The 11,619-nt window shown below is 58.5% G+C and carries 14 protein-coding genes; 7 read left to right on the top strand and 7 right to left on the bottom strand.

The genetic code is table 11. The features are described from left to right. Nucleotides 1-44: 44 nt before the first annotated feature. On the bottom strand, nucleotides 45-845 hold the full coding sequence (locus tag RBB47_RS15490) for a class I SAM-dependent methyltransferase (RefSeq protein ID WP_305986730.1): 801 nt from the start codon (nucleotides 843-845) through the stop codon (nucleotides 45-47). 148 nt (nucleotides 846-993) lie between these two features. On the opposite strand from RBB47_RS15490, the gene gloB reads away from it, so the two are divergent. From gloB to RBB47_RS15475, 3 genes are all read left to right on the top strand, one after another. Continuing rightward, entirely contained in the window at nucleotides 994-1,776 is a 783-nt protein-coding gene (gloB, locus tag RBB47_RS15485; RefSeq protein ID WP_305986729.1) for a hydroxyacylglutathione hydrolase, read from the top strand. Between the two features lie 123 nt (nucleotides 1,777-1,899). Continuing rightward, nucleotides 1,900-2,115: a hypothetical protein gene (locus RBB47_RS15480; RefSeq protein WP_305986728.1), complete on the top strand. Its 216-nt coding sequence runs from the start codon at nucleotides 1,900-1,902 to the stop codon at nucleotides 2,113-2,115. Nucleotides 2,116-2,172: 57 nt separating this feature from the next. Next, entirely contained in the window at nucleotides 2,173-2,616 is a 444-nt protein-coding gene (locus RBB47_RS15475) for a cupin domain-containing protein (protein ID WP_305986727.1), read from the top strand. 223 nt (nucleotides 2,617-2,839) lie between these two features. Here RBB47_RS15475 and ftsY read toward each other — a convergent pair whose 3' ends face one another. The 3 genes from ftsY to dapF are packed head-to-tail and all read right to left on the bottom strand — an operon-like array spanning nucleotide 2,840 to nucleotide 6,331. After that, complete coding sequence (gene ftsY / locus RBB47_RS15470) at nucleotides 2,840-4,129, bottom strand: signal recognition particle-docking protein FtsY (protein ID WP_305986726.1); 1,290 nt, start codon at nucleotides 4,127-4,129, stop codon at nucleotides 2,840-2,842. Between the two features lie 28 nt (nucleotides 4,130-4,157). Continuing rightward, nucleotides 4,158-5,426, bottom strand: a complete 1,269-nt coding sequence (mtaB, locus tag RBB47_RS15465; RefSeq protein ID WP_305986725.1) for a tRNA (N(6)-L-threonylcarbamoyladenosine(37)-C(2))-methylthiotransferase MtaB — start codon at nucleotides 5,424-5,426, stop codon at nucleotides 4,158-4,160. Further along, on the bottom strand, nucleotides 5,423-6,331 hold the full coding sequence (dapF, locus tag RBB47_RS15460) for a diaminopimelate epimerase (RefSeq protein WP_305986724.1): 909 nt from the start codon (nucleotides 6,329-6,331) through the stop codon (nucleotides 5,423-5,425). Before dapF ends, mtaB begins: the two co-directional genes overlap by 4 nt. Before the next feature lie 78 nt (nucleotides 6,332-6,409). Here dapF and RBB47_RS15455 point away from each other — a divergent pair, with 78 nt between their 5' ends. Together RBB47_RS15455 and RBB47_RS15450 are read left to right on the top strand one after the other, a co-directional pair. Next, complete coding sequence (locus tag RBB47_RS15455; protein WP_305986723.1) at nucleotides 6,410-6,694, top strand: hypothetical protein; 285 nt, start codon at nucleotides 6,410-6,412, stop codon at nucleotides 6,692-6,694. Between the two features lie 11 nt (nucleotides 6,695-6,705). After that, a complete protein-coding gene (locus RBB47_RS15450; RefSeq protein ID WP_305986722.1) occupies nucleotides 6,706-7,188 on the top strand; it encodes a hypothetical protein in 483 nt (160 codons plus the stop codon). 52 nt (nucleotides 7,189-7,240) lie between these two features. Here the strand turns inward: RBB47_RS15450 and RBB47_RS15445 are convergent, their stop codons facing one another. Beyond that, nucleotides 7,241-7,780: a L,D-transpeptidase gene (locus RBB47_RS15445; protein WP_305986721.1), complete on the bottom strand. Its 540-nt coding sequence runs from the start codon at nucleotides 7,778-7,780 to the stop codon at nucleotides 7,241-7,243. A 192-nt stretch (nucleotides 7,781-7,972) separates the two neighbouring features. Between RBB47_RS15445 and RBB47_RS15440 the strand changes: the two genes are divergently transcribed. Then, on the top strand, nucleotides 7,973-8,656 hold the full coding sequence (locus RBB47_RS15440) for a response regulator transcription factor (protein WP_305986720.1): 684 nt from the start codon (nucleotides 7,973-7,975) through the stop codon (nucleotides 8,654-8,656). A gap of 25 nt (nucleotides 8,657-8,681) precedes the next feature. Next, nucleotides 8,682-9,188 (top strand): Crp/Fnr family transcriptional regulator, encoded by a 507-nt coding sequence (locus RBB47_RS15435; protein ID WP_305986718.1) that lies wholly within the window; start codon nucleotides 8,682-8,684, stop codon nucleotides 9,186-9,188. A 4-nt stretch (nucleotides 9,189-9,192) separates the two neighbouring features. Here the strand turns inward: RBB47_RS15435 and RBB47_RS15430 are convergent, their stop codons facing one another. Both RBB47_RS15430 and RBB47_RS15425 read right to left on the bottom strand, forming a co-directional pair. After that, nucleotides 9,193-10,803, bottom strand: coding sequence for an alkaline phosphatase family protein (locus RBB47_RS15430; protein ID WP_305986717.1), 1,611 nt, complete (start codon nucleotides 10,801-10,803; stop codon nucleotides 9,193-9,195). 77 nt (nucleotides 10,804-10,880) lie between these two features. Then, complete coding sequence (locus tag RBB47_RS15425) at nucleotides 10,881-11,558, bottom strand: glutathione S-transferase family protein (protein WP_305986716.1); 678 nt, start codon at nucleotides 11,556-11,558, stop codon at nucleotides 10,881-10,883. Between the last annotated feature and the right edge of the window lie 61 nt (nucleotides 11,559-11,619).

Below are 11,619 nucleotides of genomic sequence, written 5' to 3'. Positions count from 1 at the left end.
GGGGGTGGGCGGCACATCCGGGCCAAACGAACGGAACCGGCCACTCACGGCCGCTCCGTCGCCTCGCGGGACATCGACACGCTTTGCGGCCGCACTGCTCTGACCGGCTTCAAGCCGGTGGCCACGCCTTCTGGAATAAACACCGGCCGCAACACCCGCAGGCGGCTTCTCTTGCCATCGGCCGGAAGGCTTTGGAAAACGACCTTTTCCGCCTCGACGACGAGAACACCCCCAAAGACTGGCCAGATCCGACGGCCGATGCCTTCCCAGGTCCGGGCTGCCTTGAGGATTGTCCTTGCCTTGGAGGGCGGCATGAACAGGGCTTCCTTGTCTTCCACCACATTGAACTGGCAGCTCTTCAGAAGATCTTTCAACTGGCCGCCGGAATAGGGTCTGCCATAACCGAAAGGCGACAATTCCGACTGCGCCCACAGGCCGCGGCGGTTCGCAACGACCGCAATCAGCCGGCCCCCCGGTGCGAGCACGCGCCAGGCTTCCTTCAAGACCGCCTCCGGGTCCGAGCAATGATCGAGAGCATGCACCAGCATGAGCCGGTCGAACGAAACGTCGGGAAACGGCAGGGCGGAATCTTCCACCAGCGTACAGGCGCTATCCCGTTCCCTCGGCCACGGGACCGCTCCCTGAGGCGCAGGCATCGCTGCGATTGCCCGCTCAACATCCTCCAGGTAAGGCCGCATGAAAGGTCCGGCGTAACCCACGCCCAAGAGCCTCTGACCCTTCAGTTCCGGCCACATTTCCCGAATTGGCGCGCCGATCAGGCTTCTGAGCAACCGCCCGAGCGGAAGATCATAAAAAGCGCGCAAATGGACAACATCGAGATACATGAGGGCACGGACTCACAATCGGGTTCAATTTGGTTTGAGGCAGATTGCTCCTCTTTGAGGACCGAAAGCAGCGCTTCCCGTCTTGCCCTCCGGTTCTCTGTTTGCCACTGTGACAAACGACAAGTCAATCATTTCGGGAGCCTGCGTCATGGCCTTGAGCGACACGACCGAGATCCATCAGTTCACCTGCCTCAGCGACAATTTCGGTGTTCTCGTGCATGACAGCGACAGCGGCACGACCATCGGCATCGACGTTCCGGATGCAACGCCTTACGAAAAGGCGCTCTCGGAAACCGGTTGGGAGCTGACCCATATTCTGATCACGCATCACCATTTCGATCACGTTCAGGGCTTGGGTGAACTGAAGACCAAGACCGGTGCGACCGTTTATGGTCCGGCGCGTTCCCGGCAGAAAATTCCGCAAATCGATCGCCCCGTCGAAGACAGCGACCATGTCCGGTGTGGTCCTTACGAGATCAAGGCAATTGCGACGCCGGGACACACGCTCGATCAGATTTCCTGGTTCATTCCCGACATCAAGATGGCCCATACCGGGGACACTCTGTTTTCCCTAGGCTGCGGTCGGGTGTTTGAAGGCGACAAAGAGATGATGTGGTCTTCGCTTGCAAAGCTGATCCGCGAGCTGCCCGACGACACCACGATTTATTGCGGACACGAGTACACCGTGGCGAACGCAAAATTCTCGCTGACCATCGAGCCGGGCAACGCGGACCTGAAAAAGCGCGCGGACGAAGTCGCACTATTGCGCGCCCGCGGCGAACCGACACTGCCAACGACGATGGCGCTTGAGAAGGCAACCAACCCGTTCCTGCGCGCGGGCGAGGCGTCGGTTGCAGAGGCTCTCGGCATGGTCGGAAAGCCGGCCGCAGAAATCTTTGCGGAAATACGCACACGAAAGGACAACGCTTAGCGGCATTTCTTTGCCGATCGTTCCACCGGCAAAAATACTGAGACCGTTTCTGCGCGACGAACCTTAAATCGTTCCTTTCTGCCCCCATATGCAGGTGATTGTGATCATGTAGGGGCAGAATCCATGACACCCGCAAATACCGAGATATCCACCTCACGCACTGCCGAACAGCGCGCACAGGATGTCGTTCACCGCATTGTCAGCCAGGCCGAGGCAATTCCCATGCACCACGGCGGAGGCCATAAGTTGGACATGCAGGTTCTGTATGAAGAAGTGGTTGCCGCACTGCGCGAAACCATTGACGATCTTGCCTATTGTTCGGAAACAAATCCATCGTAATAGAGAGGCCACTTCAGGCCTGTCTCGATCCCTTCCGCAGACTGATCTAGAAATCCGATGTCCTTATCCCCGACCCTGACGGCAGACGAGGTCGTCGACCTTCTCAAGATGGACCCCCATCCAGAGGGCGGTTTTTATGTCGAAACTTTTCGTGACACCGTCACCGACAAGACCGGGAGAGCGGCCTCCACGCTGATCTACTTTCTCCTTCCGGAAGGTGTCCTGTCGCGATGGCACAGGGTCGACGCGGTCGAGACCTGGCACTGGTATGCCGGTGCACCTCTGGAGCTTTCCGTCAGTTCCGACGGCAAGGACAAGCAGGTTTTGAAACTCGGCAACGACCTTGCCGCAGGTGAGCGCCCGCAGGGCATCGTCCCTCGCCACGGCTGGCAACAGGCGCGCTCACTCGGCGCCTGGACCCTTGTCGGCTGCACGGTGGCGCCGGGTTTCCAATTCGACGGATTTGAAATGGCGCCGGAAGGGTGGGAGCCGGGAGACTGATTCAGTCGCGGTGTTTCTGATCCCAGTTCGGCAATGCTTGCACCCTCTCATCGTCACCCCGGACGACCGCAGGGAGATCCGGGGCCCACTCGTTCCTAGAGCGGCCGTAGGGATCAAAAACCGGTTTGAAGACCCGGACATTTATTGCGCCTGTTTGAACAGACGGACTGGAGAGTAGGCCCCGGCTCTGCGCTTCGCTGGGCCGGGGTGACACCAGAGCAAATCACGCAAGCCCTGCGATCGCGCTGGCAAAGTCCTTCGCGGAGAACGGTTCCAGATCATCCACGCCCTCACCAACACCGATGAAATGCACCGGCAGGCCGTGCTTGGCGGCGATCGCAACCAGAATGCCACCGCGGGCGGTGCCGTCGAGCTTGGTCATCACAAGCCCCGTAACACCCGCCACCTTGCCGAAGATTTCCACCTGGTTGAGCGCGTTCTGGCCTGTTGTGGCGTCCAGCGTGAGGAGCACCGTGTGCGGTGCGTCCGGATCATGCTTCTTGATCACGCGGATCACCTTTTCCAGCTCGTCCATCAGCTCGGCCTTGTTCTGAAGGCGTCCGGCGGTGTCGATCAGGAGAATGTCGACCTGCTTTTCGATCGCGTCCTTCATCGCGTCGAAGGCAAGGCCCGCCGCATCAGCACCCGTGTCGCGGGCAATGACTTCGGCACCCGTGCGCTCGCCCCAGATCTTGAGCTGTTCAACGGCCGCAGCGCGGAACGTGTCGCCCGCTGCGAGCATAACCGTCTTGCCTTCCGAGCGCAGCTTTTGCGACAGCTTGCCGATGGTCGTGGTCTTGCCCGTGCCATTGACACCGACCATCAGAACCACGTGAGGCTTCTTGCCGGTGTCCAGATCGAGCTCCTGCGCGACTGGCTCCAGTACTTTCTCGACCTCTTCCGACAGGATTTCCCGCACTTCTTCCGGTGAGATTTCCTTGTCATAGCGGCCGTCGGACAAGCGCTCTGTGATTGCCATCGCCGTATCGACACCGAGGTCGGCCTGGATCAGGATGTCCTCCAGCTCCTCCAGCATCGAAGCGTCCAGCTTGCGCTTCGTGAAGATGGAGGTGATGCCCTCGGTCAGCGAGGCGGAGGAACGGGACAGTCCGTTCTTCAGGCGCTGGAACCAGGAAAGTTTCGGTTCTTCGGGTGCCGGCTCCGGATCGGCCGGCGGCTCGATCTCCGGATCGGTCTCCGCATCCAGCGACACATCCGTCGGCAGAATGTCTTCCGGCGGCAACGGCTGCGTTCTGAAGGACGACATCTGAGAGCCGAGACTCTGAGCAGCATCCAACTGATAGGACGGCATCGGCTGGTTCAGCGACGCAACCGGCCTGACTTCCATCTCCGTGGACAGCTCCGGTTCGCTTTCGCCTTTAGGGGCATCGGCAGGGGTTTCAGATGGAAGTCCGTCACCAGCGGTTTCCTCAACGGCGGTCTCCACCTGCTCTTCCGGCTTGTCTTTGCCGCCGAAGAGCCGACCCAGAATTCCGCGTTTTTTCTCGCTCATATGACCGCCTTGATGAACCGGCAGCCCATCAGGCCGCCTCTGATAGTCCTTCGCCCAAAAGATGTCGACCGGTATGGCCGATGATACGCGTTTCGACAATCTCGCCAGCTTGTCCGCCTGCCAGTTCGACTTGGGTGAACTGCTCAGTCCGCCCGAGGCCTTCCTTCTCGATCAGAACCGGCCGGAGCTTGCCTGTCTCGCCGACAAGATGCTTTACGAGCGCCTGCTCTCCCTTGGCTCTCAGCCGCGCACCACGGTCCTTGACGACCGCACGCTCAAGCTGAGGCATGCGCGCAGCAGGCGTGCCCGGACGCGGCGAGAACGGAAAGACATGCAAATGGGTCAGCCCGCATTCGTCGACAATCTTCAGGGAATTTTGGAACATTTCTTCGGTTTCGGTCGGGAAACCGGCAATGATATCCGCGCCAAAGACCACATCGGGGCGCATCCGCCGGACGTCTTCACAGAACCGGATCGTGTCTGCCCTGAGGTGGCGGCGCTTCATCCGCTTCAGGATCATGTCGTCACCCGCCTGAAGGGACAGGTGGAAATGAGGCATCAACCGCTCGTCGCCGGCGATCGCCCGCATCAGGTCCTCATCGGCCTCGATGGAATCGATGGAGGAGAGCCGCAGGCGTTTCAGGTCCGGAACCATTTTCAGGATTTTGGCTGTCAGCGTCCCGAGCTTGGGCGTGCCCGGCAGGTCCGCACCGTAGGAGGTGATATCGACGCCGGTCAGAACAATCTCGTTGTAGCCGTTGCCGACCAGGCGCTTGATCTGGTCGATCACCACACCCATCGGCACCGACCGGGAATTGCCCCGGCCATAGGGAATGATGCAGAACGTACAGCGATGATCGCAACCGTTCTGAACCTGGACAAAGGCACGGGCGCGGCCGGTCAGACCGTCGATCAGATGACCGGCGGTTTCCTCGACGCTCATGATGTCGTTGACGCGGACACGCTCGGTTTCCGAAATGCCGAAGGCAACCACGTCCTGGTAGGACTTGCGCTCCAGCTTCTCGGTATTGCCGAGCACAAGGTCGACTTCATCCATTTCGGAAAAGGTTTCCGTCTCGGTCTGGGCGGCACAGCCGGTGACGATGACGCGTGCGTCCGGGTTGTCACGCTTGGCCTTGCGCACCGCCTGGCGCGCCTGGCGGACCGCTTCGCTGGTGACGGCGCAGGTGTTGATCAGGATCGCGTCCTTGAGACCGGCAGCCTCCGCTTCGCGCTTCATCACCTCCGACTCATAGGAGTTCAGCCGGCAGCCAAATGTGACCACATCTACGCTCATGAAGCCGCTCCGGCCTCCTCGGCATCTCCTGCGGCGGTTTTGTGCCACTCCAGCGTTTCAAGGTCGATTTCGCCCTCGAACTCGATTTCCGTGACACCCGTCATCAACACGTGGTCATCGCTTTCGCGCCACTCGATGCCGATGGGCCCGCCTGGCAAATGAATGGTTGTCTTGCGGCCTGTCTTGCCGTCGCGCGCGGCGGCAACGCCCGCCGCACAGGCAGCCGTTCCGCAAGCCAGGGTCAGGCCGACGCCGCGTTCCCAGACCTTCAGGCGGATCTGGTTGTCATCAAAGACATGTGCCAGCGAAATGTTGGCGCCTTCCGGAAAGATCGGATGATGTTCCAGAAGCGGACCGAACCGTTCCAGCTCATAGCCCTCGACATTGTCGACCCAGAAGATCGCATGCGGATTGCCCATGTTGACAGCAGCCGGCGTATGCAAAACCGGATCGTCGATGGGACCGATCTGAAGTTCGATGGCACGCGTGTCGGCAAATTCCTCAGCAAGCGGAATATCCTCCCACTGAAGCCGCGGCGGTCCCATATCGACGGTAACGCTCTTCGGACCGTCGGTATCGAAGGCATGCAGAAGACCGGCACCTGTTTCGATCGTCACCAGATCCTTGCCGGCCTCTTCCATCAGCAACCGGCCGATACAGCGGGTCGCATTGCCACAGGCCGACACCTCGCCGCCGTTCTGATTGTGAATACGCATGAACGCGTCGACGCCAAGCGAAGACCGCTCAACGGTGATCATCTGGTCGAACCCAATGCCGCTTTCCCGATTGCCAAGCTGCGCAATGACCTCCTGGGAGAGACGCAGCGGTTGTTCACGCACGTCCCAGACCACGAAATCGTTGCCGAGGCCATTCATCTTTAAAAAGGGTCTGATGTCAGACGCCATACCGGGTGCACTTCTATCGGGTTGATGAGGTTGAGATCGGTTTTTCGCGATCAATCGACACTATATGGCGGAAAATGCATGAAATTACCAGTGGGGCGCAATGTCAGAGCAGCCATGCGTGACAAGCAGTCGGTTGCTGCTCGATCGCGAAACCGCGTCGAAAGTGTCGTTAGCCTTCGCCTGCGCCATTCAGACATGGCTTTGTACCGAAACAAAACGGCCCGTCCGCGTCCTTTCGATTTATCATCTGATGGTGGCACCGGAGAATTTCAGCGCAAACAGGTTCAAAACATCTTTGTGATGGTGATTACAGCCACCGGACGCAATCTATGCCAGCTTCAGCTTATCAGAGTAACCAGCTGAGGACAGTCAAAATGCGCGACGTTACAGAACAGGAAGCTCAGCGATTAATCAGTTTTGCGACTGACCGTCTCGGGCGACAGGAAGGAAACGGCCAGTGCTGGACGCTGGTCAACAATGCTTTCTCGACTCTCGGTTTTCACAAGCCGTCTGCCACTTATAACTGGGGACGCGAAATCGAACAGTTGGCCAATGCCCGTCCGGGAGACGTGTTTCAATTCAGAAATTTCGAGGTCACCACCCGCGTTGAAAACGACGAGGGTTATGAGACCGAAACCCAGTCACGGGGCGATCCCCGTCACACGGCCATCCTGGAAAGCATCGACGCAAACGGTGTTGCAACATTTCTGGAATGTAATGTGAACGGCAGTTTCAACGTCCAGCGCAATCGCTTCCGTCTGAGCACTGCGGATCTGGACGACGGTGAAGGCACACGCACGACCGTGCGGGTCAGCGGCAGTTTCACCATTTATCGGGCCAGAAAATCCGGTGACTAGGGCACGGACCCCTTCACTTAACTGAACAACCTGAACGGCCGCGGGTCCGCGCTTAGGCGCGGATCGACATGCGAGCGCCCGGTCCGGTCATTTCCAGCAAAAGCTGCATGTGTTCCGGCGACACGGCGACGCAGCCTTCCGTCGGCGAATAGGTCTCGCGCGCGATGTGAAAGAAGATCGCGCTGCCCTTTCCTTTCACAGCGGGAAACATGTTGCAGTCCAGCACGACCACGACGTCGTAGAGCCGGTCATCGCGCCACATTTTCTCGTGACCGGCAGGAAAAGGCAGCGTGACCGGCCGGTTGTAAAGCCTGTGCCCCGGATCATCGCACCAGCCGGAGAGCGGCGTTAGCGGTTCAGCGGGCAGCTTTGTTTTTGGCGGCAGGCCTTTGTCCGGCCGGTAGTAGACATGAATCAGCTCAAACGTGCCGGCCGGCGTAGCACCGTCGCCCTCTTTTTTTCTCGTTACAATTCCCGACCTCCCGAGAGCACACGGAACCGTGATCGAACCAAGCCGCAGAATTCCTCTGGTTCGCTCACGGGGACTGGCGCGCACTTCCAGAGTTTCCGCCGGTTTTCCAGAATTAACCATGCACACGTTCCCAGTCCCGTAATTGCCAAAACAAGGCATTGATAAACCAGCTCTAAACCCCGCGTGAAGAAGATTTGACGAATGCCTGCTTGTGCGACGAGTATTTCCCACGCACATAGAGGCAGGAACACGCATGTGACGTTTGCACAAGTTGGCGTGATCAATTTGAGACTTTTGGCGAGGACCGTACCCATGACCGCCCGCACAATCCTGATTGTCGATGACGATACCGAACTGCGCGAAGCGCTGGTTGAACAACTCTCCCTTTATGATGAGTTTGAGACCATTCAGGCAGACTCGGCCACTTCCGGCATCGGCCTTGCCAAGGATGAACATGTCGACCTGCTCCTGATGGATGTCGGCCTGCCCGATATTGACGGCCGCGAAGCCGTCAAGCTGCTGCGCAAGAACGGCTTCAAGGCGCCGATTATCATGCTGACCGGCCATGACGGTGACAGCGATACGATCCTCGGACTGGAAGCCGGCGCCAACGACTATGTCACCAAGCCTTTCAAGTTCGCCGTCCTTTTGGCCCGCGTGCGGGCGCATCTCCGTCAGCACGAGCAGAGTGAAGATGCAACATTTGCGATTGGCCGGTATTCCTTCCGCCCCGCTGCGAAGGTGATGCAGGACGACGCCGGCGGCAAAGTCCGTTTGACGGAGAAGGAAACGTCGATCCTCAAGTTCCTGTACCGCGCTGGCGAAAAACCGGTCACGCGCGATGTCCTCTTGCACGAGGTCTGGGGCTATAATTCCGGCGTCACGACACACACGCTTGAAACGCATATCTACCGCCTGCGTCAAAAAATCGAGCGTGATCCGTCCAATGCCGAGCTTCTGGTCACAGAAGCCGGTGGATATAAGCTTGTGCCGTAACGTGTAATCAGCGTAAATCTTGGGCATGAGCCTTGCCCAAGACATTGCGATTCTCAAACAAATACCGATGCTTTCGGACTTCCAGGACGATCAGCTGCGTCTGCTCGCCTTCAGCGCCGAAAGCATGGAGTATCAGGACGGCCAGTGCCTGTTCGACGAAGGCGAACGGGCCGATGGTGGTCTGGTAATCACAAGCGGCAGTGTCAGCCTGAAAACCAAGGGCGAGGACGGCTTTGAAGAAGTCGACCAGGTCGGTGAGGGGACCTTGCTGGGTCAGACCGCGCTATTGACGGAAAACAAGCGTCCCTGCCGCGCGGAAGCCGTCGGGACCGTGACCATCATCCGCATCCGGCGTGCGCTGTTCAAACGCATGATCCAGGAATATCCAGAACTTGCCCAGCGCCTTTTTGAACAGCATTCGCTGAAGTACCGCGCTACGATTGCAGCCTTGCGGCCCATCGGCGAAAAAATGTCGGAACTGGAGCAGCTCAACGCTGAGCGGCGGGTCCGGGACGACGCCAAGGGCGAGTGAGTTTTCAGCGCGAGATGTGCGGAGGCATCTTTAAGCCGTCGGCCTCGAGTTCTTCCTGATCCCAATAGGCGATGTAGATCCCTTCCGGTTCCCGGGCGTCGGTCATTTTTTCGATGATCTCGGGGGCGCGGGTAATCCGGGTGTGGTGTTGGCGCGCCCAATCGAAATGCAGCGCTTTCAGGCGCTCGACCTCTCCCTGATGGTCGGAACTGTCGCCGAGATCGTATAGTTCCTGCGGGTCGGTGGCGAGATCGAAGAGCATCGGGCGCATCTTTTCGACATGGATGTATTTCCACCTCCCGTCAAAGACCATGACCAGCCTTGCATCACTCTGGTCAACATTGACGGCGCGTCTGGCGTCGCGGGTCGCATAGTCATATTCGGAGATACAATGGTCCCGCCACACGGTTTCCTCGTCGTGCAAAAGTGGCTGAAGCGATCTTCCCTCGAAGATATGCGGTTTCTCTGGGCCTCCGAAAAACTCCTGGAACGTCGGCGCGAGATCGATCCCTTCCACCAGCGCGTCCGTCGCCGAACCGCGCGTTGCATCCGCTTCGGCGCGAGGGTCATACACGATCAAGGGGATCCGGGCCGAGCAGTCATAAAACAGGTCCTTTTCGCCCAGCCAATGGTCGCCCATGTTGTCACCGTGATCGGAGCAAAAGACGATCATGGTGTCCTTGTCGCGTCCGCTTTCTTCAAGGTAGGCAAACAGGCGTCCCAGATTGTCGTCGAGTTCCTTGATGAGGCCCATATAGACGGGCGCAACGATATCCCGGACATTGTTGCGTGCGAAACTCCTGCAGATCCGCGTCTCCGCCCATGTCCGCATCAGGGGATGGCTATGCTCTTCGGCGCGGCGATTGACGGGCGGCACGTCGGCTGTCGAATAGAGATCGTTGTAGGGTGCCGGAGCCAGATAAGGCCAATGCGGCTTGATATAGCTGAGATGGCAGAGCCAGGGATTTTCCCCCTGTGATTCGATAAATTCGATGCCGCGCGTGGTTAGCCATGCGGTCTCGGAGTGCTCTTTCGGAACCCTTGCCGGCAGCGGCGCCGTCTCCAGCAGCCAACCGGACTTGAGCGTGCCATCCGGCGCGATGGCCGTATTGGCCCACTCTTCCCACGGCGTCTCACCGCCCATATTGTGGTCGCGCAGATATTGCTCGTAATCCTCGGCGTGCCGGTTCTTGTCCGTTGCTGCATTCGTACCGTCGTCGCGAACAAACACCTCGAAACCGCATTCACTCACCAGCGCACCAATTGTGCTTTCCGGCTCGATCCCGAGGCGTTTCATCCCCTCTTCGTCCGCCCGCATGTGCGTTTTGCCGACCAAGGTGCTGCGCACGCCGATGTCCCGCAGATGATCTCCGAGCGTCGGTTCTCCCACACGCAGCGGAAACCCGTTCCAGGTCGCTCCATGGCTTCTGACATAGCGGCCCGTGTAGAAACTCATCCTGCTGGGACCGCATATCGGTGACTGGACATAGGCTCGCTCGAAACGCACGCCCCTGGCGGCAAGACGATCGAGATTGGGTGTCTCGATATGCGTTGCTCCATAGCAGCTCAGATAGTCCCAGCGAAGTTGATCTGCCATGATCCAGAGTACGTTCATCTGATGTCCAACTTATCTGTATGAAATTGCAGCTACTCTAGGGTACGGGCTAATAAATGAAGCCGATTTGGCATGGACTATCGTGGAGCGACGTAAAGGCCTTCCGCCTTCAAAATCTCCACATTCCTGGCTTCACGCTCCATGGCCCTTTGAACCGCGGACCGCTTGTTGCTGAGCTCGAAATGCCGCTGGATATTCGCATATGTGTTGCCAGGATACCCGACGCCGGTGATCCGGCCCCACACCCAGTAAAGATATCCGTCCACGGCGGACCATTCATCACCATACCACCAGGGGCCGTCCGACAGGCGTGCATCGATCATGTCCATGACTTTGTTCATGGCATCAACGGCAACCGGCCGCACGATTTCAAAAGAGAGCGCCTTGTCTTCGATGAACTTGAGCGGCATGGCAACCCGCGTGACGATGGGATGCACTGTTGCTGAAAAAAACGAGAGATCGGCCGTTTGCCTGAAGGCTTCCAACGGCCCTGAGGTCTTCGGCATCAGCTTGGCGTCTGGAAACGCCGCATTCAGCCAGCTCAGGATGGCCACATTTTCCGTCAGCGGCTCATTGTCGATGAGCAGCATCGGCACTTTGCCCTTCGGATTGAGCTTCAGGTATTCGGGCGTGTTCTGCTGTTTGGCGGCTGTGCGCACCAGTTCTGTTTCGAATGGCACGCCGATTTCTTCCAGCGCGATGGTCGGCACGCGGGCGCAGGTATTTGGTGCAACAAAAAGCTTCAGTTCAGGCATTGAATCTATCCATAATACCTTTATTAATATCAGAACAAGGAAAAAGTCGATATTTTTGACC

It is taken from the genome of Roseibium sp. MMSF_3544 (assembly GCF_030732845.1).
Classification (GTDB): domain Bacteria; phylum Pseudomonadota; class Alphaproteobacteria; order Rhizobiales; family Stappiaceae; genus Roseibium.
Note: the sequence above shows the minus strand (reverse complement) of the source record. Positions and strands in the feature narration are given on the sequence as shown.

What these genes read in the sequence shown, in the direction of transcription:
- RBB47_RS15490 (WP_305986730.1), bottom strand. Translation starts at nt 845, where the DNA reads ATGTATCTCGATGTTGTCCATTTGCGCGCTTTTTATGATCTTCCGCTC.
- gloB (WP_305986729.1), top strand. Translation starts at nt 994, where the DNA reads ATGGCCTTGAGCGACACGACCGAGATCCATCAGTTCACCTGCCTCAGC.
- RBB47_RS15480 (WP_305986728.1), top strand. Translation starts at nt 1,900, where the DNA reads ATGACACCCGCAAATACCGAGATATCCACCTCACGCACTGCCGAACAG.
- RBB47_RS15475 (WP_305986727.1), top strand. Translation starts at nt 2,173, where the DNA reads ATGTCCTTATCCCCGACCCTGACGGCAGACGAGGTCGTCGACCTTCTC.
- ftsY (WP_305986726.1), bottom strand. Translation starts at nt 4,129, where the DNA reads ATGAGCGAGAAAAAACGCGGAATTCTGGGTCGGCTCTTCGGCGGCAAA.
- mtaB (WP_305986725.1), bottom strand. Translation starts at nt 5,426, where the DNA reads ATGAGCGTAGATGTGGTCACATTTGGCTGCCGGCTGAACTCCTATGAG.
- dapF (WP_305986724.1), bottom strand. Translation starts at nt 6,331, where the DNA reads ATGGCGTCTGACATCAGACCCTTTTTAAAGATGAATGGCCTCGGCAAC.
- RBB47_RS15455 (WP_305986723.1), top strand. Translation starts at nt 6,410, where the DNA reads ATGAAATTACCAGTGGGGCGCAATGTCAGAGCAGCCATGCGTGACAAG.
- RBB47_RS15450 (WP_305986722.1), top strand. Translation starts at nt 6,706, where the DNA reads ATGCGCGACGTTACAGAACAGGAAGCTCAGCGATTAATCAGTTTTGCG.
- RBB47_RS15445 (WP_305986721.1), bottom strand. Translation starts at nt 7,780, where the DNA reads ATGGTTAATTCTGGAAAACCGGCGGAAACTCTGGAAGTGCGCGCCAGT.
- RBB47_RS15440 (WP_305986720.1), top strand. Translation starts at nt 7,973, where the DNA reads ATGACCGCCCGCACAATCCTGATTGTCGATGACGATACCGAACTGCGC.
- RBB47_RS15435 (WP_305986718.1), top strand. Translation starts at nt 8,682, where the DNA reads ATGAGCCTTGCCCAAGACATTGCGATTCTCAAACAAATACCGATGCTT.
- RBB47_RS15430 (WP_305986717.1), bottom strand. Translation starts at nt 10,803, where the DNA reads ATGAACGTACTCTGGATCATGGCAGATCAACTTCGCTGGGACTATCTG.
- RBB47_RS15425 (WP_305986716.1), bottom strand. Translation starts at nt 11,558, where the DNA reads ATGCCTGAACTGAAGCTTTTTGTTGCACCAAATACCTGCGCCCGCGTG.